Source organism: Roseibium album (genome assembly GCF_965233825.1).
Lineage (GTDB): Bacteria > Pseudomonadota > Alphaproteobacteria > Rhizobiales > Stappiaceae > Roseibium > Roseibium album.
Window position 1 is genome coordinate 943,264 of the sequence record NZ_OZ247583.1, and the last position, 21,678, is coordinate 964,941.

Below are 21,678 nucleotides of genomic sequence, written 5' to 3' on the forward strand. Positions count from 1 at the left end.
GTGGCAAAGCTTTGGCATTTGGGACTTAAAACTCTTCCTCAACGCCGTTTTGCACGAGAATTTCCCGTTTTCCGGCATGGTTTGCGGGACTGATCAGGCCCTCCTGCTCCATGCGTTCAATCAGGGAAGCCGCACGGTTGTAACCGATCGAAAGACGCCGCTGAACGTAGGAGGTAGACGCCTTCTTGTCGCGCAGAACGATTGCCACTGCCTTGTCATAAAGCTCGTTACCCTCCCCGCCACTGGCCAGTCCGCCTCCGTCATAGGGGCTTTCCGCCTCGTCTTCTTCCTCGGTGACGGCTTCGAGATATTGCGGCGTGCCCTGAACTTTCAGATGCTTGACGATATCCTCCACTTCGTCATCGGCAACGAATGGTCCGTGCACGCGCTGGATACGTCCTCCACCCGCCATGAACAACATGTCACCCATGCCAAGCAACTGCTCGGCGCCCATCTCGCCCAGGATCGTTCGGCTGTCGATCTTGGAAGTGACCTGGAACGAGATTCGGGTCGGGAAATTGGCCTTGATCGTGCCGGTGATGACATCCACGGACGGGCGTTGCGTCGCCATGATCAGGTGAATGCCGGCAGCACGCGCCATCTGGGCAAGACGCTGGATTGCCCCTTCGATGTCCTTGCCGGCAACCATCATCAGATCGGCCATCTCGTCGACGATCACGACAATGTACGGCATTGCCTCGAGCGGCAGTTCCTCGTCCTCGTAGATCGGTTGGCCGGTGTCCCGGTCAAATCCGGTTTGTACGGTGCGGGTGAAACTTTCGCCCTTTTCGAGCGCCTGCTTGATCCGGGTGTTGTAACCATCAATGTTGCGGACACCCATCTTGGACATCTTCTTGTAGCGGTCCTCCATCTCGCGCACAGTCCATTTCAGCGCGACGACCGCTTTCTTCGGATCGGTAACCACCGGTGTCAGAAGGTGTGGAATGCCGTCATATATGGAGAGTTCAAGCATCTTCGGGTCAATCATGATCAGCTTGCACTGTTCCGGCGTCAGCCGGTAAAGCAGCGACAGGATCATGGTGTTGATCGAGACGGACTTGCCCGAGCCGGTAGTCCCGGCGACCAGGAGGTGCGGCATGCGCGCCAGATCCGCAACGACGCTCTCGCCGTTGATCGTCTTGCCAAGGGCCAGTGGTAGCTTCGCCTTGGATTTTTCAAAGTCCTGGGCGGCAATCAGTTCACGCAGGAAAACCGTTTCCCGGCGAGCGTTCGGCAGTTCAATACCGATGGCATTCTTGCCCGGAATAACTGCCACACGGGCTGAAATCGCGCTCATCGAACGGGCAATATCGTCGGCAAGACCGATAACGCGGGAGGATTTGATGCCGGGCGCTGGCTCCAGTTCGTAGAGTGTGACGACCGGACCCGGACGCACTTCAATGATTTCGCCGCGGACGCCGAAATCCTCCAGGACACCTTCCAGAATGCGGGCATTCTGCTCAAGGGCGTCAGCCGACAGACCTGGAACCTTTCCGCCAACCTTGGGTTCGGAAAGCAACCGGAGAGGGGGCATTTCGTATTCCTCGGGTGCGCCGAGGAAAGAGGGTTGCGCTTCCGCGATCGCGCGCTTGCTTTGCTTGGGCCTAGGCGCAGGTGGTATGACCCGACCGCTCTGGCTTGACTGGACGTCGGGCTGACCTGCCGCCACCTGCGGCTGATCGGGAGCAGCAATGCCAACCGGCATTATCTGTTGGCCGGCAACGGGACCCTTATCGATCAGGAGTTCTTCAGGTTCGAAGCCTTCTCCCTCCTCTTCGTAAGGTTCATCGGCGTAGGGATCATCCATGCCGTCTTCTTCCGCCTGATGGCCCCGACCGTAAAATTCGTCCAAGCCATCGTCGTCCTCCGGCATCAAACGGCCTTTCAGGGCCCGGCGGAAAACCGAAAGGCGACCCTGATTGCGGTCGTCTTCCGGTTCAAGGTCACCCTCGAAATCGTCTTCATCCCAATTGTCTTCGTCTTCACCGAGATGTTGCTGCTTGCGACCGGTCAGACGGCGGAACTGGGTCTGGCCCTGCAATCGCCAATGTTCCATCTGCCCGACAAAGGCACTGAAAAAGAGTGAAAGCCGGGATTCGCTTTCATCGTCCTCAAGGCCGAGCTCCTCCTCGATCGACCGGCCGTGGCCCTTCGCGGCGCGGGCAGGTTTGCCGACATCGTTATCGGCACCGTCATCGGGCAGGTCTTTGTCTCCGAGCCAGCCCGCCGCGGACATGAGAAAGAATATTGCCGGCACGCCGAGGCCCAGGCCGCCGACAATCGTTGCGGCACCGGATGTCATGTTGGATGTGATTATTGCCGGCAACTGGTGGACAGTGTCACCGAAAAATCCGCCAAGGCCGGTCGGCAGCGGCCAGCTGTCCGGAACGGGAAGCGCAGCCAGAGCGCCGGCCGAAAGACTGGAGCCTATCGCCCAAAAGAACAGCCGTTTCCTGCCGATACCGAGCGCATGTCCGGCCAGAAGCCGCCAACCCCAGAGGACGAGAGGGATTAGAAAGACGGCTGTTGCAAGGCCGATCGTCTGCATGAGAATGTCGGCAACGATGGCGCCAACAGAGCCCAGCGCATTGCGGACGGACCCGCTCGTCGCGTGATTGAGACTTGGGTCGTTGACGGACCATGTCGCCAGAGCGGCGGCAAGCATGGCGGCCAGCGCAATGATGCCGAGCCCGGAGGCACCGACCAGATTGCGCCTCAAGAAGCGCTTGACGGGACTTTCGGTGTCCAGAAGGTCTACCGGCGACCGGCGGCCGTTGCTGCGTACTGCACTGGCTCGTCTCATGCCTGTTCTCCAAACCAGTTTGCCATGCGTTCAAGTGCGACTTCCGTCTGCTCAAGCGGAGCGACCAGTCCGATACGGATAAAGTCGCGGCCGGGGTTGCTGCCGTCGGATTGATCCGACGCCAGGAAACCACCGGGAACGACCTTGACACCGATGTCTCGCCAAAGGCGCTTCGTGACAGTCACACCATCACCCCACTTGCCGACATTAAGCCAAAGAAAAAACCCGCCCTCGGGTGTTACCGACCCCATGATCGGCCCAAGAAAACGTTCAGCCGCTTCGAATTTCTCGTTGTATAGGCGCCTGTTTTCGGAGACATGCGCCTCGTCCTGGTATGCCCGGACTGCAACGGCCTGTGCGGGGAGCGAGACCTGCGGTGCCGCAAGGCCCCGGAATTTTGCCCATTTGCGCAGAAACACCGGATCCCCTGCCGCAAAGCCACAGCGCAAACCCGCGAGATTGGAGCGTTTCGACAGGGAGTTCAGAACAATGACATTGGAAAAATCGGTATTCATTGCCCTGGCTGCTTCCAGAATTCCGGGAGGCGGATCGCTGCGATAGATCTCCGAATAGCATTCGTCAGCGAAGATGTAGAAGCGGTGCTTGCGGGCCAGCCCGATCAAACGCTGCCAAAAGGCAATGTCCGCGGGATAGCCTTCCGGATTTGTCGGAGAAGCGATGTAGAAGGCAACGGTTTCATCGAGGAGATCTGCGTCGAGGTTGTCGAGATCCGGCAGGAAATTGTTGCCCGGAACGGCGTCCAGCAGCACGGCCCTTGCGTCAGCAACATGGGCCGCCGCCGCATAGGTCTGATAAAACGGGTTCGGCAGCACGACAACGGGGTGATCAAGCCCCTTGTCCAGTTGGTCCCGGGCGGCGATCGCGCCGAAGGAAAGTCCTTCACGGGATCCGTTCAGCGGCAGAACGCCGTGATCCGCGTCGATTGTGCCACCAAGGCGATAGCGTCGGTCAAGCCAGCCCGCCACGGCCTGGCGAAACTCCGGCGTCCCGTTGATTGGTGGGTATCGGCGGAAGTCGCCGATATTTTCAGCAAGAACTTCAGCCGTAAAATCGGGAATGGCATGCTGGGGCTCGCCGATGGTCATGACAACCGGGTCAAGCCCGGGCGTCTCGCCTTCGAGGAGCTCGGCAAGGCGCTGGAAAGGGTTGGAGCTCGGCAGGACAGCGCCGCGCTTATAGGCTTTGGGGCTGGAAATCATCTAAAATCCGGCAGTCGTTACGCAGTACATTGACGCAACCCTATCGTGCCCTTGGTAAATCTCTTATTAACCAAGCACGGAAAACGGTCATTTCATGTAACCGATTGCCTGCAGGGGGGAACTTTTCTAAGGTCGCCTGAAAACAATCCCGCATTGATCGCAAAGGGTTTTCATGGCGGAAAAAAAGGCTCCGGTTGCCGTTGTCTGCTTCGGCGACTCCCTCACCTGGGGGTTCAACCCTGTGGACAAATCCAGATACGGCCACGACGTGCGCTGGACCCGGCGGCTGCAGATGGAACTTGGGACGGACTACTACGTGATCGAGGAGGGTGTTAACGGGCGCACCACCGTGTTCGAGGACCCGACAAGAGGTGACAAGAACGGGCTCGCGCATCTTGCCACCGTGCGCAAAACCCATATGCCGATCGACGTGCTGGTCATCATGCTCGGATCCAACGACCTCCAGGACCGGTTCAACATGAGTGCGGAGGCCATCGGTCTTGCGATGGGGCGCGTGCTGTTCGAGGCGACGCGGGCAACCGATGATGTTGAAGGCAGGGCTCCGAAGGTTCTTTTGATGGCGCCGCCGCCGCTCGGCGACTTTTCGGGTCTCGAATATGAAGGTCTTTATTCCAATGCGCACGGGGGCGCCCAGTCACGGCGTCTCGCAGAGGTTTATGCGCGCCTTGCGGAGCAATACGGCACCGCTTTTCTGGATGTCGGGAAGCACATGAATGCGAGCCCGGTTGATGCCATACATTTCGAGGCAGCGCCACAGGCAAATCTGGCGAAAGTCATTGCTAATGAGGTCCGAGGGCTGGCCGGCATCTGATTTAGACCTTGAGTTTTTCCAATGCCTTTCGAATGCGCACTTTTACCGAGCCAGCCGTCTCGCATGCGTCAGACCGTTCCAGCGTTTCAATCGCATGGGATTTATGCGCCGGAAACCGCTGGGCTAACACGGCGAGCGCGTAGTGAGACCAAGCGCGCACGAACTTGTTTTCAGATGTCAGTCCGCTGTCGATCATCTGCCTGAGGGGGTCTTCCAGATGTTCCGGGATCTGCAAATGCTCGAAATACTGAAGAAAGTGCAGTCGGGCTTCCCAGTCGGTTAGCTTCGGCGCGAAGGCTGCGTGCCTCGCTGCTAACTGTTCCGGAAGCCCGCTTCTGGATTTTGCCACGTAATGCTTCAAAAGCCACGTTGCGCCGCGCTCACACCCCTCGGTCTCGCAGAGCTCAACCAGGTGAACGGCGAAGTCCGGTTCTGTCGCAAAGCTTGAATAGGCATGCTCCAGCAGCGCGGTATCCTTACCGTCCCACTTACGGACAATCTGGGCGAGTTGCGTGCGCATGAGCTAGGGGCAGGTCCTCAAAAGTCGACCGTCAGGCCCTTGATCTCCCAATCATCGTACCGGGTCGGCTCCAGTCCGCCGCGGCCGTTGATCTCATCCGGCATGGCATCTTGTTTCGCGTCGATCTGTTTCCGGCGCTCGTCGGCCTCGAGAAGCGCGCGCTGGGCAGCAGGAGGAAGGTCCTCGAAACGTTTCTTCGGCTCCGCAGCAGTCTCTGTCTTCAGCGAAGGAGCTTCACTCTGGCTGTAGCTCGCGGTCGGTTCTTTCTGGTCGTGCGTCATGTTAGCTATCGGCTGGCTGCATGTTTCGGTTATGTCGTCCTGATTATCTTATATAAGGCATGACTGCCGGATTTGGCAGTGGGCGTATTCCAGTATCGGTATTGCTCGATTGGGCTCATAGCCGTGAATATAAGGCTGCGGCGGGCAGCCCCGCGCGGTGTACATTTCGTCCGATTCGGTTATGCCCGACTGTGCGCGGCTTCAGGTGCCGCGAGCGGCAATTGGGTGTGCCGTGGTTGCCTGTATCTGACAAGCAGGAATAAACCGGCTGGAACCGCGGCTACCAGCAAAAATACCAAGGTCGCATGGGTTCCCAGGGTTGAAGGCCAGATCGACAGGAGCAACACATAGACAAAAGGTTGCATCCAGGTAATGCCCGCCAGAAACTGCAACTCCATTGGCCAGTCAGGCATCGACCTGGCAACGAAAAGTACGCCTGCGGCAAACAGGGGCCAGCTGTAGTACAGAAAGGACGGTGCAACGATGGTGCTGAGCAGCAAAACAAACCCGATACGCAACTCATAAGGCAAGCGGGAAGGCAGGCGGAGTGTGCAGATCACGCCCAGTATGATTGCTGCAAAGACGAGCGCCGCTCTCAAACCCATATCGACATGCATCCGGCCCAAAAAAGACCGGAGCGAGGTGTCCCATTCCAGGGCCGTGAGTGCGTAGGCCTGATAAAGGGGCGTTGTGAAGGACGACATATAGCTCAGCAAAACATCTGGTCCGTAAAGGGCAAGTGAGAGGCCCGTCAGCACCAACGTGCCGAGCGTTGCCCAACCGATGCATCGCCAAGCGCCAATGCTGACCAAAAAGAAAGGAACAAGAAGCCCGTATTGCGGCTTAATTGTCGCGACGGCGAGCGACAAGCCGGCCAGAATGGGGCGTTGTTTTGCGTGAACAAGAGCAAAAACAATCAATGTTATTATAAAGATAGAGAGATTTAGCCGTAGAAGGATCTGAACCGTTCCAACGGAGGCGGCAAACAGCGCGGACACGGCCAGATTAAACCCTGCAAGCCGTGGAATCGCGAAGAGCGCTATCAGAGTCATTCCCAATACGATGATTTTCAGCGTGGCGAAATCCATCCAGGAAAAAACATGAAAGAGTGGGAGGGCATGCGGCGGATTTAAGAAAATCAGGTCTGATAGCCGTTCCGACAACCCGTCCCGGAACAACTCCGGATCGTAGACGTCCGCCGCTGATCCGGCATTGGACATCTCAGAGGCCCGATGAAACGCTGAGAGGTCCTCGACGCGAGCATCCTTCAGGGTTCGCGGAAAGTCAAAAACGGCGGACCTGACAGTCCACAAGGCTTGCAGCGTACCAAGCGCCGATATGATCAACAGCCACAAAAGCGCGGGCCCGCCGAGTGTGTTTTTGACGGTTTTCGAGTGCCAGAACGGCAACAGGCTGCGAGCAGAAGACAAGGCAAAAATTCCTTTGTAAAAAATCAGGAGAATACAAACGGCGCAAAAACCTTAAGTTGCGCAGAAATCTAAAAAATGAGTTAAACTTCAGGTTGTGCAATTGAAAGTTGATTGAAAAAATCAGACGAAACGTCCGACCGTGCCCAATGGACTTTTGCCACCCCGATCTCGTCGCAATAAGCGTTGTGCCTTTGTGACAAGGAAATCAGTCACGGCACCTGCGTGTCTCCATGGATTACGTCTTTGTAAGGCTCTTGTTGCGCAACTTGCCAAGCCTGGCTTCAATACCCATCTTCAGTCAGGATTTTGACTTGATCGGCGCCAATGCGCGCCGGTGACAAAAGGACAGGAAACGGACACAGGCACTAATGAACTACATTCGTACGGCAATGCTGCTGGCGGCAATGACCGCCCTCTTTATGGGAATCGGCTTCATGATCGGCGGACAGGCGGGCATGATGATTGCCTTGGCCATCGCAGCCGCAATGAATGTGTTCAGCTATTGGAATGCGGACAAGATGGTCCTGCGCATGCATCATGCACAGGAAGTGGATGAGCGATCCATGCCTGATTTTTACCGCATGGTGCAGCGGTTGGCGCGAAACGCGGACCTGCCGATGCCCAAGGTTTACATCATCAACAATCCGCAGCCGAATGCCTTTGCCACTGGACGAAATCCGCAAAATGCGGCTGTTGCAGCAACGACCGGACTGCTGAACATGCTGACACCTGAAGAGGTGGCCGGCGTGATGGCGCACGAACTCGCACATGTGAAGAACCACGACACGCTGATCATGACGATCACGGCGACGATCGCCGGGGCTATCTCGATGCTGGCCAATTTTGCGTTCTTTTTCGGCGGAAACCGTAACAACCCGCTCGGCATCGTCGGAATGCTCCTGATGATGATCGTGGCGCCGATGGCAGCCATGGTCGTGCAGATGGCGATCTCGCGGACACGCGAATATGCAGCCGACCGGATGGGTGCCCGAATCTGTGGTGAACCGATGTGGCTGGCTTCTGCCCTCGGCAAGATCGCCGGCGGCGTCGAGCGTATCCACAACCCCGACGCGGAAGCCAATCCGGCGACGGCACACATGTTCATCATGAACCCGCTGTCCGGAGAGCGGATGGACAATCTGTTTTCCACGCACCCGAACACGCAGAACCGGATTGATGAGTTGCGCAAATTGTCCGATGGAGGACTGGGAACCGGCGGACGGGCCTCGTATGGCAATGTCGGTTCGGCGCCAGGTTCGGGACCTTGGGCAGGAATGGGCAGCCGGCCTGGCACCAGCGAGCCACAACGCCCGAAGGGGCCTTGGGGCTAGAACGTGATCACCGATGCTCAAAAACACCTTTTCTGACTGACCCGGAAGGAATAGGGTAAAACCATTGCGCCGCAGCCGGTCATCCGGTCTGCGGCGCTTGCCTTTCGCCGCAAGGACGCGGCTCCAGACAGGAACATTCCTTGAATAGTCGCTTGAGTAAAAAATCCGGACAGCCCGGCCCAAAGGAAACTGACCGACCCGAAAAGCCGGGATTTGCCGCCCGAAAGATCGCGGCCGATATCCTGGGGAATGTCGTTCACAAGAAACGGCCCCTTGATGGAGAACTCGAGGCAGGATCCGGCCATTCGGGTTTTCGCGCTCTTGCCGGCAATGACCGGTCGCTGGTTCGCGCCATAATAGGGGCCGCGTTGCGCCATCGGGGCGAAATCACGGAAATTCTCGATCGGTTGCTGGACCGTCCGATCCCCGAGAAAACGGGCAGGATTCTGGACATTCTCCATGTGGCGATAGCGCAGATGCTGTTCCTTGATGTTCCGGACCGTGCTGCCGTTTCGCTGGCCGTCGACCATGCGGGACTGGATCGCAGGGCGCGTCCCTACAAGGGTCTCGTGAACGGTGTATTGCGGCGTCTCGGGCGGGAGAAGGAAGAGATCACGTCCGATATCGATGCAGAGAAGGTGAACACACCGGACTGGCTCTGGGACAGCTGGCAAGATGCCCATGGTGCAGAGGGCGCCCGGGCAATTGCACGATCGCACCAGTCGGAGGCCGCGCTTGACCTGACGGTGAAATCCGACCCGGAAAACTGGGCGGACAAGCTGGAGGGTCGCGTTGTCGGCAATGGAAGCGTAAGGTTGGTTCGAAAGGGAGCCGTGGACTCCCTTGACGGATTTGAAGAAGGCTCCTGGTGGGTTCAGGACGCGGCTGCGGCACTGCCGGCCCGGCTGCTCGGCGACATTCAGGGCCTCAGGGTTGCCGATCTTTGTGCAGCGCCGGGCGGCAAGACGGCGCAACTCGCAGCGGCGGGGGCGCATGTGACGGCTGTCGACATCAGCAAAGGCCGCCTCAGACGGCTTGAAGAGAACATGACCCGGTTGGGCTTCGACGTGGAGACGATTGTATCCGACCTCCGGGAATTCGAACCGGACGACCCGTTTGACGCTGTCCTGCTGGACGCTCCCTGCAGTGCCACCGGGACAATTCGGCGCCACCCGGACGTCGCCTGGATCAAGTCGCCGTATGATGTCGAGAAACTGACCGAAATTCAGCGGGATCTGCTCGACAGGGTGCTTCCCTGGGTCAAGCCGGGCGGGTTGATCGTCTATTGCACGTGTTCGCTGGAGCCAGCAGAAGGAGAAGGGCAGGTTGCTGCATTTCTGCAACGGCACGCGGAATACATCCGCCTGGTACCGATCGGATCCGACGAAATTGGTGGTCTCAATCAGTGCGTTACAGGTGAAGGATACCTGCGCTGCCTGCCCAGTCACGCTGCAGACCCGACAGCTGAATCAATCGGTATGGATGGCTTCTTTGCCGCGAGATTCAGGCGTTCTTAACGTAGCTTAAACCGTTCATTTGCAATGTTTATATCAATGAAATGCTAACCTTAATGGTCTGTTTCAGATTTGAAGAGCACTAGTGACGCTCTTGAGAACCGGAGAATTCACAATAGTAGCGCGTAAACCATCAGCATCGGGGATGGTTTGGTGAATATTGCAAGCCTCAACGAAAGAAGCCGAATCTGGCGTCTTGTGGCCCTGCATATCTGGCACCGTACCCTGAAATGGATGCATGGCGGACCAATCTTCCGCATGCAGCCGTTTTCGGCTGTGCCATCACGCCTGCTGATCGCGCCGCAGGATCTTCGAACGGCTGACGAAACCAATGCGGCCGACATTTACGGCGGCCGCTTTCTGTTTTCAGGCCATCTGGTGGAAACCCAGGGTCGCTCACCTTTCGAGCTGGATGCAGTCCACGAGGATTGGCAACGCGAACTGCACAGCTTTGGCTGGCTGCGGGATCTGCGCGCGTCCGACAGTCAGATTGCGCGCCAGAACGCCCGTGTTCTGGTTCAGGACTGGATGAAGTATTGCGGACGGCGGCATGTCATCGGCTGGGAAGCGCCGGTCGTGACACAGAGAATTTTGTCCTGGCTGGCACATTCGCCCTTCATTCTCCAGGACGGTGACCACGAATTTTACCGCAGCTTCGTAAAGTCTCTGTCGAGACAGGTCCGTTACCTGCGGCAGACAATCAACGAAACCGAAGACGGGGTTGTGCGGCTTCGGGCATCGCTGGCGGTAGCCTCGGCTTGCATTTCCATGGCAGGTCAGGGTCGGTTTGCTCGGCAGAGCATCCGCCGGCTCGAGCACGAACTGACACGTCAGATACTGCCGGATGGCGGACACATCTCACGCAACCCCCGGGCACTTATCGACATCCTCGCGGACCTGCTGCCCGTCCGGCAGGCTTTTGTCTCGCAGGGTCTGGAAATGCCGCCTGCGATGCTGCAATCCGTCGATCGCATGATGCCGTTGCTGCGGTTTTTCCGCCATGGCGATGGTTCGCTCGCCCATTTCAACGGCATGGGGTCGACACCGAGTGACCTCGTTGCGACCATCCTTGCTTATGACGACGCCAGGGGTGCGCCCCCGGTAAATGCTCCCCACTCAGGCTATCAGCGCCTTGGCGGAGCGAACTCGGTGGTTCTGATCGATACGGGTGCGGTACCCGCACTCGGCGTTTCAGGCGACGCCCATGCCGGCTGCCTGTCCTTCGAGTTTTCTTCCGGAACAAACAGGATCGTCGTCAATTGCGGTGTCTCGCCGAAGTCCAATCCTCTCTGGCGCAAGGTCAGCAGATCGACTGCGGCGCATTCGACAGCGACCGTCGAAGACACCTCTTCGTGCCGTTTCCTGTCGGAAAGACCTTTTGGGCGCCTTCTTGGCGCACCCATTCTGTCTGGCCCGTCTTCGGTCGACGTTGACCGTGAAGACGACAAGGCGGGCAGCCGCATCACGGCCTCCCATGATGGCTACGCGTCGGAATTCAATGTCATCCACGAGCGTGACCTGCGGCTTTCGGGGGATGGGACCGTGCTCGACGGCATCGACACCTTGCGGGCAGTAGGGCCCGTCGACGCGGAGCATCACTATGCGCTTCGGTTTCACCTTCATCCGGGGCTTCGCACGTCCCTCTTGCGCAGCGGGTCTGCCGTTCTGATGGTCTGCCGCAGCGGAGAAGCGTGGGAATTCGAGGCGCCGGGCAGCGAATTGTCCCTGGAAGAGAGCATCTACCTGTCCGATGTCTTCGGCCACAGGAAGACGGACCAGATCGTGGTCACCGGATCGCTGCTCGAGGCGCCGTCGGTTGGCTGGCAATTCCGCAAGACGGCGACGGCAAAACTCAGCCGGCGCGGAACAACCGAGTTTGACGAACTGGATGAACTGCCGCTCGAAGAATAGGGTGGCATCCGGACAACCAAGTACCTTCCGATTTGCCTGAAGACGTGTTAGGGCGACGTCGAACTCCCCGATCGTTCCCACTTGCGAGGCAAACTCATGGCCATTGTGTCCAAAGCCGTTCCGATTCCCGAACTGGTGTCCGTCAAACGTGCGCTTCTATCTGTATTCGACAAGACCGGATTGGTGGATTTCGCCAGGGCTCTGTCTGACCGCGGTGTCGAACTGGTCTCAACGGGCGGGTCATACAAGACCCTGAAGGACGCGGGGCTTGAGGTTCTGGACATTTCTGAAGTCACCGGGTTTCCGGAGATCATGGATGGCAGGGTCAAGACGCTGCATCCGATGGTACATGGTGGTCTTCTCTCGATCCGCGACGATCAGGATCATCAGGCTGCCATGCGGGAACACGATATTGCCGGCATCGACCTTTTCTGCGGAAACCTCTATCCGTTTGAGGACGTTGTGGCGTCGAATGCCGATTATGCAACGGGGATAGAAAACATCGATATCGGCGGACCGGCCATGACCCGCGCCGCTGCAAAGAACCACGCCTACGTCACGGTCGTGACCGATCCTGCGGATTATGATGCCGTGATCGCGGAACTCGATGCCAACGAGGGCAAGTCGCCGATCGCCCTTCGCAAAAAGCTTGCGCTGAAGGCATTTGCACGCACGGCCGCCTATGATGCCGCGGTTTCAAACTGGATGGCAGAGCAGCTTGATGAGGCGACCCCGGCACACAGGGCCGTCGGAGGCGCGCTGGCGGAAGTCATGCGCTACGGCGAGAACCCGCATCAGACGGCCGGCTTCTACAAAACAGGTGAGAAGCGTCCCGGCGTCGCGACCGCAAGTCAGTTGCAGGGCAAGACGCTGTCCTACAACAATATCAACGACACCGACGCGGCCTTTGAACTTGTCAGCGAATTTGATCCGGATCGCACCAGCGCGGTAGCGATTATCAAGCATGCCAATCCTTGCGGTGTCGCCGAAGGTGCAAGCCTGAAGCAAGCGTATGAAAACGCCCTGCGCTGCGACCCGGTATCCGCTTTTGGCGGCATTGTCGCCCTCAACCAGGTTCTCGACGCTGAGGCAGCGGAGGAGATTGTCAAGGTTTTCACCGAAGTGATCATTGCCCCGGATGCGGACGACGCGGCACGGGAGATCATCGCGTCGAAGAAAAACCTGCGACTTCTGGTCACCGGTGGACTGGCGAACGCGCGCGCCAGCGGCCTTTTTGTCAAGTCGGTGGCCGGCGGGCTGCTTGTCCAGTCCCGTGACAATGGGGTCATTGACGATCTCGACCTTAAAATCGTGACCAGGCGCGCTCCGAGTGAGCAGGAGCTTGCCGATCTCAAATTTGCCTTCCGTGTGGCCAAACACGTGAAATCCAACGCGATCGTTTATGCCAGGGATGGCGCGACGGTGGGCGTTGGTGCAGGCCAGATGAGCCGCGTGGACTCAGCCCGGATCGCTGCAAGAAAGGCTTTGGACGCAACGGAAGCTGCGGGCCTGAGCGAACCCCTGACCAAGGGATGCGTTGTGGCGTCCGATGCCTTTTTCCCCTTTGCAGACGGATTGCTGTCGGCCGCCGAGGCCGGGGCCACAGCGGTCATTCAGCCAGGCGGTTCCATGCGCGACGACGACGTGATCGCTGCTGCGGATGAGGCTGGGCTTGCGATGGTGATGACGGGTATGCGCCACTTTCGTCACTAATGTGTCAGTGATTGAAACCTGCCGATCCAATGGATTGATTTTACTGTCACAAATGACGAGAACGAGGCAATCCGGCGTAAGTCGGCGCGTCCGCCGGATCGATTGATCGCAAAACCCGATCAAGACATGGAAGCGTGCCAGAATTACCCGGCGCGCTGCTCCTTTACTCCCCACATCAACACCAGTCCGACGGCGAAGAAGACGAGAACAACCGACATGCCACCGGCCTGACTGCCGGTCAGGGCAGTGACAATCCCGACCGCGAGCGGCGCCATGAAACTCGTGACCTTGCCCGATAAGGCCAGCAGACCGAAATACTGGGACATGTGTTCCCTCGGAGCCAGCCGTATCAGCAGACTGCGCGAGGAAGCCTGCAACGGGCCGGCTACGGAACCGATCACGGCACCGAGCCCGATGAACACCTGCTCGGGGAGCGAGGCGAATTGAGCGCCTTCCGGCGCAGCCTGCGTCTTGATGATGAAGAATACCGTCGTCTTGTCGATCGAGACCATACCAAGGCCGCAGATCATGAGGATGACGAGCGAGAATATAATCACGGGCCGGGCGCCCAAACGGTCGTCCATCGGCCCTGCCAGAAGAAGTCCGAGTATTCCGGTGATAATGACAATGATGCCGAAGATGCCGATTTCGATGGACCCCCAGCCGAGTTGCCCAGCGGAATAGATGCCGCCAAAGGCAAAAAGCGCGACCAGACCGTCCTTGAAAATCATGTTGGCGATCAGGAATTGAAAGATATTCCGGTTGGCCCTTGCCTGGGAGAGGCTTGCGTGCAATTCCGACAGCCCCTTGCGGATCGCGGTCGTGAATTTTTCCTTCGCGGATGCATCCGGCACGAAGAAGAACATCGGCAGGACGAACAGGGCGTACCACAGAGCCGAGAAGGGTCCGGTCACCCGGTCGCCTTCCTGTGTTGCCGGGTCCAGGCCGAGGACCGGACTGATCCCGGCAAGGGTCTTGCCGGTGTGCGAATCGGCTGAAAAGAGCAGCAGCGCGATCGCAAGCGTGATCAGCGCGCTCGCATATCCCGCCGCCCAGCCAAAGCTCGACAGGCGGCCGACCTGCGGTGCAGGAACGAGCGAAGGCATCATGGCATTGTTGAAAACTGTCGCAATCTCGATGGAAAGCGTGCCGACCGCAAAGGCGACAAGGGCAATGGCAATGCTGTTCGAACCGCCTGGCTCGGCGTACCAGAACATCCAGCAACTGATGACAAAAGGGATTGAAAACACGAAGATCCACAACTTGCGGCGTCCGGTCGCGTCAGCGACAGAGCCGAGGATCGGCGCCATGATCGCGATACCAAGACCGGCCGCGGCAGTGGCAAACCCCCAAAGCGATTGACCTTCTTCCGGCGTTGCTGCCAGGACGGAGGCGAAATAGGGTGAAAACACAAATGTAGTGACTAGAGTGAAAAATGGCTGCGCCGCCCAGTCGTAAAGCGCCCAGGACAGAATGGCACGTGGGTCGGTTTTCAACGTTGAACCGTCAGGGACTGTTACCATCGCTCTTTTCATCCCGGTCTGAAAAAAAGACCGGCAGGGTGACTGCCGGCCTTGTCAGGTCCTAAAATGCACTCGGTGTCATGCCGTTCCGCAGATTTCCGCCAGCAGTCCGGCCGCCACGGTGAATTTCGACACGCTCAGGCCACCGTCGAGAATTTCCGTGACCGCACGATGCCTGTTGGCCGCTTCTCCCCCGTGTTCCTGCAGCCAGTTCTCGAAATTACCTGCCCTGATGGCCGCGCTCGCCAATGCCCTGTGCGCCGAGAAGAGAATCGCGCGTGCCCGGTCGAGGGCCAGCCCGTCATAGTAATCGCGGACTTCCAGGTTGCTGGCCATCTCGTGCATGTTTCCGATCCTGAAATGATGGGCGACCTGATAATAGGCCATTGCCGCGGTTTCGAGATCGGCGCCGGTTTCTTCAGAAACAATGACGATGTCCGGGATTGCCTGTTCGGCCAGAAGCCAGGCAATTCTACGTGCAAGCGTCTGGGGAACGCCCTTTGCCTCGAACTCCGCCGCTCGCTGATTCAGGAGGCGAGCGGGTTCTTCCGGCACCAGGGACTCCAGGCGGCTGCGCAGATCGGAAATACCGGTTCGGAAACGCTCTACAACCGCGGAAAGTCCGTTGTCGAACGAGACGTTTCGCTTGAACCAGACCACCCGCTCCAACAGCAACGACTGGATCTCGGTGTAAAGATCAAGTTGCAGATCACCATCGACCTTGGTGTCGAGTGCATCGATTTCAGTGTTCAGGTCGGTGAGATCGAAACTGTTGCGGACCGCGACGAATCCTTGCGCGATTTCTGTCGGAGTCGCACCTGTCTGGTCCATCAACCGGGTCAGGAATGTCGCGCCGCCGCGGTTGATCATCGAGTTCGCCAGCATCGTAGCAATGATTTCGCGGCGCAAACGGTGGCCCCCGATCTCGTCCTGGTATGTTGTCGCCATCTGGTCGGGAAAATAGCGGAACAGTTCTCGTGCCAGATAGGCATCGTCCGGAACGGTGCTGTCGAGCAGGGCGTCATAGAGAGTGATCTTGGCATAAGCCAGCAGGACGCCAAGTTCGGCGCGGGTGAGGAGCTGTCCGGCCTTGCGCATCTCCCTGAGTATCGCCTCGTCGGGCAGTTGTTCGACTTCCCGGTCCAGCAGATCAGCCTGCTCCAGTTGCCGCATCATGCGAACCTGGAAACCGAAGTCTTCCTGGCCCCGCAGTTCCATCATGGAAATCGCAAGCGTTTGCAGATAGTTGTTCCTGAGAACCAGATCGGCAACCTCGTCCGTCATGTCGGCGAGAAGCACGTTCCGGTTTTCAAGAGACAGTTTCTGTGCCTTGCACGCCGCACCGAGCGCAATCTTGATGTTGACTTCCATATCCGAGGAATTCACGCCCGCGGAATTGTCGATCGCATCGGAATTACAGCGTCCGCCCTTCTTGTTGAATTCGATGCGCGCCAGTTGTGTCAGGCCGAGGTTGGCACCCTCGCCGATTACCTTTGCCCCAACGAACGGTGCCGTGATGCGGATCGGATCGTTGGCCCTGTCTCCGGCATCCGCATCGCTTTCCGTGGTTGCGCGGATATAGGTCCCGATGCCACCGAACCAGAGAAGGTCAACATTCATCCGCAGGATCGCCATCATGACTTCCTGTGGTGTCGCACTGGATTTGTCGAGGCCGAGCAATTCCTGGATTTCAGCAGACAGCGGAATGGACTTCAGCTGCCGGGAGAAGATGCCGCCGCCCTTTGAGATCAGGTCGGTATTGTAGTCCTTCCAGGAGGATCGGCCCATGTCGAACAGCCGTTTGCGCTCGTCCCAGGTCTTGGCGGGGTCAGGATCCGGATCAATGAAGATATCGCGGTGATCGAACGCTGCGACAAGTTTCGTCGCCTTGGAGAGCAGCATTCCGTTGCCAAAGACATCACCCGACATGTCACCGACACCGGCCGCGGTAAACGGTTCGGTCTGAATGTCCCGATTCATTTCACGGAAGTGACGCTTGACCGCTTCCCAGGCACCGCGTGCGGTGATGCCCATTTTCTTGTGGTCATAGCCGGCGGAACCGCCTGAGGCAAAAGCATCCCCGAGCCAGAAATGCCGCCCTTCCGATATCCCGTTCGCCGTATCGGAAAACGTCGCAGTGCCCTTGTCGGCTGCGACAACGAGATAGGGATCGTCGCCGTCGAAGCGTTGCACCCGATCCGGTGGAATGAGCTTGTCCTCATCCAGGTTGTCGGTGACATCGAGCAATGCGTTGATGAAGACCTTGTAGCTTTCAGTCCCCTCCTTGAACCAGGCTTCCCTGTCATTGATCGGAGGAAGCTGCTTCGGTACGAAACCGCCTTTCGCGCCGACAGGCACGATAACGGCATTCTTGACCTGTTGTGCCTTGACGAGGCCGAGCACTTCCGTCCGGAAATCCTGAGGTCGGTCCGACCAGCGCAATCCGCCACGGGCGACCATGCCAAAACGTAGATGCACTCCTTCTACACGGGGGCTGTAGACGAAGATTTCCCGATATGGCCGCGGCTGAGGCAGGTCTTCGATCTTTGGACTTTCGATCTTGAAAGCAAAAGTGGGTTTGAGCTGTCCACTCTTGTCCAGCTGATAGAAATTCGTGCGCAGGATCGAGTTGATGACATTCTGGAACCGGCGCAGGATACGGTCATCATCGAGACTGGAAACCTCTTCGAGGTCGGCTGTCAGCTCTTCCGCGAGCCGGTCTGAACCCAATTCCCGGTCCTTTGCGGTGACGTCCGGATTGAAGCGCAGATGAAAAAGTTCCACCAGCTTTGCAGCGATCAGCGGATAATTGTTCAGGGTCCGCCACATGTAGTCTTCCGAGAAAGGAATACCGGCCTGGCGGAGAAATTTTGACAATGCCCTGACGACAGCGACATCTCGCCATGCAAGATCGGCGGTCATGACCAGGCGATTGTAGCCGTCGTTTTCGGCACTGCCTTTCCAGATGGCCATGAACATGCCCTCAAGCCTGGATTCCAGTTCCTGCGGCAGGTTGAAGTCGTCTCCGGAGTGGCTTTCGAGTGTCATTTCATGCAGGTAGGACAGTGGCCTGTCCGCCGGTGTCACCCTGTAGGTTCGCTCGTTGATGACCTTGAAGCCCATGTTCTCCAGCAGCGGTACGCGGGCGGACAGGGGTATGGGTGAACCGCAGTGATAAACCTTCAGGGACAGGCGGTTATTTTCCGAACCTGACGGTCTGCGGAACGAGATTGTCGTGTCATCAAGGCCGGCCAGAGTTTCGAGCTTGACGATATCCGATACGGCGGACTGGGCAGTATAGACTTCCTTGTAGCCTCCGTGGAACGACAGGGCGTACCGTTCGGCCAGCTGCCGCGCCTGGACAGGCGGGAATTCCTTGTTCAGGGCATCCCGGACATTGTCGGACCAGGTCCGCACCATGTCAGCGACGGCAATCTCAAGTTCTTCCTGTTCCGGTTTCGGCGTTTCACCCTTGTCCCGCCCGACAATATAGTGAACCCGCGCCAGGGGACCTTCCATGTAGGTCACATACCAGGCGGACAGGCGACCCTCGTATATCGAGGCAAGATAGGTTCCGATATTGATCCTGATTTCGGTTGAATACCGGTCACGAGGCACAAACACCATGATCGAGACATACCGGTCAAACTTGTCCGGCCGGGACAGCACCCTGATTCGCGGGCGCTCGTCCAGTTGTAGGATTGCGATGGCAAATTCAAACAGGCGCTCACGTTCGATCTGAAACAGCTCGTCGCGCGGGAAAGCCTCCAGCACGTTGCGCAGCGCGCGGCCGGAGTGACTTTCAGACCCGTACCCGGCGCGTGCCAATACGCTGGCAACTTTCCGCCGCAGAAAGGGTATCGTGTTGGTCGGTTCGGTATAGGCGGTTGAGGCAAACAAACCGACGATGCGCAATTCACCCGTCAGATTTCCATCATCGTCGTAAATCTTCGCGCCAACGTAATCCATGTGCACACGCCGGTGAACGGTGCTTCTGACATTCGCCTTGGCGATGATGAGAGGCTCCGGATTCTTCAGGAATTCCCGGATTTCAGGTGTTATCTGCACAAATTCGGATCCACGTCTCAAGACGCGGACATCCGGATCGGTCAACAGGCCGAGGCCAGTTCCTTCGGTAGGTGAAAGCTCGCCTTCATCAACTCCGCCCTCGAACCTGTATTCCCGCATTCCCAGGAAAATGAAGTTGTTGTTTTCCATCCACTCGAGGAAATGGATTGCCTCCCAGAGATCGTCGCTGCTGCCCGGAATTTGCGTGGTCTTGAAAGTGTCGATCGCTTCGGCGAGTCTCTCCTGCATCGGTTTGAAGTCGTCGACAACCGATCTTACCGAATTCAGGACATTGTCGAGCCGTTCCCGGAGCGCGGTGCGTGCTTCTTCCGAATCGATGCGCGTCACGTGAATGTGGATCAGGCTCTCCTGCCGATCCTTGCGCTTTGCCGGTTTCTTTCTGCCGACGGCAGAAAGCAGTTTGCCTTTTTCGTCCCTCTCGACAATGAAGATCGGATGCAGCACAAGGTGGATTTCCAGCTTGCTGCCCTGCAATTCGTCCATTACCGAATCAACCAGGAACGGCATGTTGTCATTTACGATTTCGATGACGGTCAGATTGTCGATTCTTGGATTTTTGCCTGAGGATGCCGGGTCGGTGATGCCAACGCGGTGTGTGCCCAATTCATGGTTCTGGAAATCCTGCCAGGCATCCACAACGAAGCCACACAGTTCCTCCGCCGTGTAGGTGACAAGATCCTCTGCCGCCGCCCGGTCAAAAAACGCGCTGGCGAACTCCACCAGGGCGGGGTCTTTTTCTTTCAGGCCTGCGTGGACTGCGTCGATGAGCTTGATTTTCTCGACGTCGTGTTTGTCCGGCATTTCATTCCCCCTAGGCGATCTTTGTTGTGGCTCGGCCGCATGATGTGATTTTGTATTGCAGCGACATAAAAGTTTTCATGACGGGAGAGGCAAATTGTCAAGTAAAGTCACCGCCTTGCATATCGATTCAAATGAAACATTAAGTGAAAAAACACTCGCTTATTTCGATTTGTGCGAAGAAAAGCTGGGTCTGGTGCCCAATGTGCTGAAAGCGTATTCCTTTGATGAATCGAAGTTGGGCGCATTCACCGACATGTATAACGACCTCATGCTGGCGGAATGCGGTCTCACCAAGCTTGAGAGGGAGATGATTGCCGTTGCGGTATCCGCCGTCAACCGTTGTTTCTATTGCCTGACCGCCCATGGCGCGGCTGTACGCGAATTATCGGGCGATCCGGTCCTCGGGGAGCTGATGGTCATGAACTTCCGTGTTGCCGAATTGAACGCGCGCCAGCGTGCGATGCTGGATTTTGCGGTGAAACTGACTGAAAGACCTGCCGAAATCCTCGAAAGCGATCGACAAGCCCTGCGCGATGCGGGGTTCAGCGACCGCGATATCTGGGACATTGCCTCTGTTGCCGGCTTCTTCAACATGAGCAACCGGGTGGCGGCCGCGACCGACATGCGGCCCAATGATGAGTATCACTCAAGGGCTCGTTGAGGTCTGATCGCGCTCACAATCGGTGACAAGACCGTCGATTGGGTGTATGACGCATTCGATTTTACTCAGCCAGAGGAGAGGAACGGGCCATGGTTGCGCGCGTGTTCATAGATGGTGAAGCCGGTACGACGGGTCTGCAGATCCGTGAGCGCCTCGCCATGCGCCGCGATCTGGAGCTGATCTCCATTCCGGACGAAAGCAGAAAAGACCCTGCGGCCCGGGCCGATTATCTCAACAAGGCCGATGTCGCGATTCTTTGCCTGCCCGACGCGGCGGCGCGGGAAAGCGTTGACCTGATTGAAAATGACACGACCCGGGTTATCGATGCGTCGAGCGCACACAGGGTCGCCGAGGGCTGGGCGTACGGATTCGCCGAAATGGATCCCGATCAGAGCGGCGTCATTGCCGCGGCGATGCGTGTTGCCAACCCGGGTTGCTGGCCCCAGGGGTTGATCGCTTCCGTGCGTCCGCTCGTTGCCGCAGATCTTCTGCCTGCCGATTTTGCTCTGTCCTATCACGGGGTGTCGGGTTATTCCGGTGGCGGCAAGGGCATGATCGCCGACTACGAAGGGCGCGGGACGGACGCAAATGTCTTTGCGCCCTATGCGCTCGGCTTCAACCACAAGCATCTGCCGGAGATGACCGAGTATGCTCTGCTCGATTCGGCCCCGCTTTTCACACCGTCCGTCGGCAACTACTACAAGGGCATGCTGACCGTGTTGCCTCTGAACCTGGCCGAATTGGCGCAGGCTCCGACAGGCATGCAGCTTCACGCCGCATTGGCAGACCATTTTGCCGGCGCGGACAACGGGTTTGTCGAGGTCGCACCGCTTGAATCGCTGGAACGTGCCGATTTCCTGGACCCGCAAGCCGTCAATGACACCAACCTGCTGCGTCTTCATGTCTTTGCAAATGATGCACGCGCCCAGGCCGCGATCATTGCCGTTTACGACAACCTCGGCAAGGGTGCCTCGGGCGCTGCGGTCCAGAACCTAAACTTGATGCTCGGCGTCGATCAGGCCACAAGCCTTGCTGCCTAGGGCTGATGG

14 protein-coding genes are annotated in these 21,678 nt (G+C 57.9%); 7 read left to right on the forward strand and 7 right to left on the reverse strand.

The window, feature by feature from the left end; all coding sequences use genetic code 11:
* Positions 1 to 25: 25 nt before the first annotated feature.
* Together ACO6TI_RS04455 and ACO6TI_RS04460 are read right to left on the reverse strand one after the other, a co-directional pair.
* Positions 26 to 2,803, reverse strand: a complete 2,778-nt coding sequence (locus ACO6TI_RS04455) for an FtsK/SpoIIIE family DNA translocase (protein ID WP_055115162.1) — start codon at positions 2,801 to 2,803, stop codon at positions 26 to 28.
* Positions 2,800 to 4,023, reverse strand: a complete 1,224-nt coding sequence (locus ACO6TI_RS04460; RefSeq protein WP_422384429.1) for an aminotransferase class I/II-fold pyridoxal phosphate-dependent enzyme — start codon at positions 4,021 to 4,023, stop codon at positions 2,800 to 2,802. The genes ACO6TI_RS04455 and ACO6TI_RS04460 overlap by 4 nt, the downstream gene beginning before the upstream one ends.
* Positions 4,024 to 4,195: 172 nt before the next feature.
* Here ACO6TI_RS04460 and ACO6TI_RS04465 point away from each other — a divergent pair, with 172 nt between their 5' ends.
* Positions 4,196 to 4,855: a GDSL-type esterase/lipase family protein gene (locus ACO6TI_RS04465; protein WP_055115164.1), complete on the forward strand. Its 660-nt coding sequence runs from the start codon at positions 4,196 to 4,198 to the stop codon at positions 4,853 to 4,855.
* A gap of 1 nt (position 4,856) precedes the next feature.
* On the opposite strand, the gene ACO6TI_RS04470 is transcribed toward ACO6TI_RS04465, so the two are convergent.
* From ACO6TI_RS04470 to ACO6TI_RS04480, 3 genes are all read right to left on the reverse strand, one after another.
* Positions 4,857 to 5,375 (reverse strand): hypothetical protein, encoded by a 519-nt coding sequence (locus ACO6TI_RS04470; RefSeq protein WP_196893505.1) that lies wholly within the window; start codon positions 5,373 to 5,375, stop codon positions 4,857 to 4,859.
* Positions 5,376 to 5,392: 17 nt separating this feature from the next.
* Positions 5,393 to 5,656 (reverse strand): DUF1674 domain-containing protein, encoded by a 264-nt coding sequence (locus ACO6TI_RS04475; protein ID WP_082442509.1) that lies wholly within the window; start codon positions 5,654 to 5,656, stop codon positions 5,393 to 5,395.
* A 179-nt stretch (positions 5,657 to 5,835) separates the two neighbouring features.
* Positions 5,836 to 7,086, reverse strand: coding sequence for a glycosyltransferase family 87 protein (locus ACO6TI_RS04480; protein ID WP_196893503.1), 1,251 nt, complete (start codon positions 7,084 to 7,086; stop codon positions 5,836 to 5,838).
* A 368-nt stretch (positions 7,087 to 7,454) separates the two neighbouring features.
* On the opposite strand from ACO6TI_RS04480, the gene htpX reads away from it, so the two are divergent.
* The 4 genes from htpX (at position 7,455) to purH (ending at position 13,555) form a co-directional block, all read left to right on the forward strand.
* Positions 7,455 to 8,417 (forward strand): zinc metalloprotease HtpX, encoded by a 963-nt coding sequence (gene htpX, locus ACO6TI_RS04485; RefSeq protein ID WP_196893501.1) that lies wholly within the window; start codon positions 7,455 to 7,457, stop codon positions 8,415 to 8,417.
* A 152-nt stretch (positions 8,418 to 8,569) separates the two neighbouring features.
* Positions 8,570 to 9,934, forward strand: coding sequence for an RsmB/NOP family class I SAM-dependent RNA methyltransferase (locus tag ACO6TI_RS04490; protein ID WP_422384430.1), 1,365 nt, complete (start codon positions 8,570 to 8,572; stop codon positions 9,932 to 9,934).
* A gap of 150 nt (positions 9,935 to 10,084) precedes the next feature.
* On the forward strand, positions 10,085 to 11,842 hold the full coding sequence (locus ACO6TI_RS04495; protein ID WP_055115663.1) for a heparinase II/III family protein: 1,758 nt from the start codon (positions 10,085 to 10,087) through the stop codon (positions 11,840 to 11,842).
* Positions 11,843 to 11,938: 96 nt separating this feature from the next.
* The gene (gene purH, locus ACO6TI_RS04500; protein ID WP_104703218.1) at positions 11,939 to 13,555 is read left to right on the forward strand and encodes a bifunctional phosphoribosylaminoimidazolecarboxamide formyltransferase/IMP cyclohydrolase; all 1,617 of its coding nucleotides are present in this window, start codon (positions 11,939 to 11,941) and stop codon (positions 13,553 to 13,555) included.
* A 143-nt stretch (positions 13,556 to 13,698) separates the two neighbouring features.
* Here purH and ACO6TI_RS04505 read toward each other — a convergent pair whose 3' ends face one another.
* On the reverse strand, positions 13,699 to 15,078 hold the full coding sequence (locus ACO6TI_RS04505; RefSeq protein ID WP_422384431.1) for an MFS transporter: 1,380 nt from the start codon (positions 15,076 to 15,078) through the stop codon (positions 13,699 to 13,701).
* Between the two features lie 78 nt (positions 15,079 to 15,156).
* Positions 15,157 to 19,968: an NAD-glutamate dehydrogenase gene (locus ACO6TI_RS04510; protein WP_104703217.1), complete on the reverse strand. Its 4,812-nt coding sequence runs from the start codon at positions 19,966 to 19,968 to the stop codon at positions 15,157 to 15,159.
* A gap of 94 nt (positions 19,969 to 20,062) precedes the next feature.
* Between ACO6TI_RS04510 and ACO6TI_RS04515 the strand changes: the two genes are divergently transcribed.
* Both ACO6TI_RS04515 and argC read left to right on the forward strand, forming a co-directional pair.
* Positions 20,063 to 20,629, forward strand: a complete 567-nt coding sequence (locus tag ACO6TI_RS04515; protein ID WP_422384432.1) for a peroxidase-related enzyme — start codon at positions 20,063 to 20,065, stop codon at positions 20,627 to 20,629.
* An 89-nt stretch (positions 20,630 to 20,718) separates the two neighbouring features.
* On the forward strand, positions 20,719 to 21,669 hold the full coding sequence (gene argC, locus ACO6TI_RS04520) for an N-acetyl-gamma-glutamyl-phosphate reductase (protein ID WP_055115183.1): 951 nt from the start codon (positions 20,719 to 20,721) through the stop codon (positions 21,667 to 21,669).
* Positions 21,670 to 21,678: the final 9 nt, after the last annotated feature.

Excerpts from the sequence above, each read along its gene's own strand:
- ACO6TI_RS04455 (WP_055115162.1), bottom strand. The coding sequence starts at position 2,803 with ATGAGACGAGCCAGTGCAGTACGCAGCAACGGCCGCCGGTCGCCGGTA.
- ACO6TI_RS04460 (WP_422384429.1), bottom strand. The coding sequence starts at position 4,023 with ATGATTTCCAGCCCCAAAGCCTATAAGCGCGGCGCTGTCCTGCCGAGC.
- ACO6TI_RS04465 (WP_055115164.1), top strand. The coding sequence starts at position 4,196 with ATGGCGGAAAAAAAGGCTCCGGTTGCCGTTGTCTGCTTCGGCGACTCC.
- ACO6TI_RS04470 (WP_196893505.1), bottom strand. The coding sequence starts at position 5,375 with ATGCGCACGCAACTCGCCCAGATTGTCCGTAAGTGGGACGGTAAGGAT.
- ACO6TI_RS04475 (WP_082442509.1), bottom strand. The coding sequence starts at position 5,656 with ATGACGCACGACCAGAAAGAACCGACCGCGAGCTACAGCCAGAGTGAA.
- htpX (WP_196893501.1), top strand. The coding sequence starts at position 7,455 with ATGAACTACATTCGTACGGCAATGCTGCTGGCGGCAATGACCGCCCTC.
- purH (WP_104703218.1), top strand. The coding sequence starts at position 11,939 with ATGGCCATTGTGTCCAAAGCCGTTCCGATTCCCGAACTGGTGTCCGTC.
- ACO6TI_RS04505 (WP_422384431.1), bottom strand. The coding sequence starts at position 15,078 with ATGGTAACAGTCCCTGACGGTTCAACGTTGAAAACCGACCCACGTGCC.
- ACO6TI_RS04510 (WP_104703217.1), bottom strand. The coding sequence starts at position 19,968 with ATGCCGGACAAACACGACGTCGAGAAAATCAAGCTCATCGACGCAGTC.
- argC (WP_055115183.1), top strand. The coding sequence starts at position 20,719 with ATGGTTGCGCGCGTGTTCATAGATGGTGAAGCCGGTACGACGGGTCTG.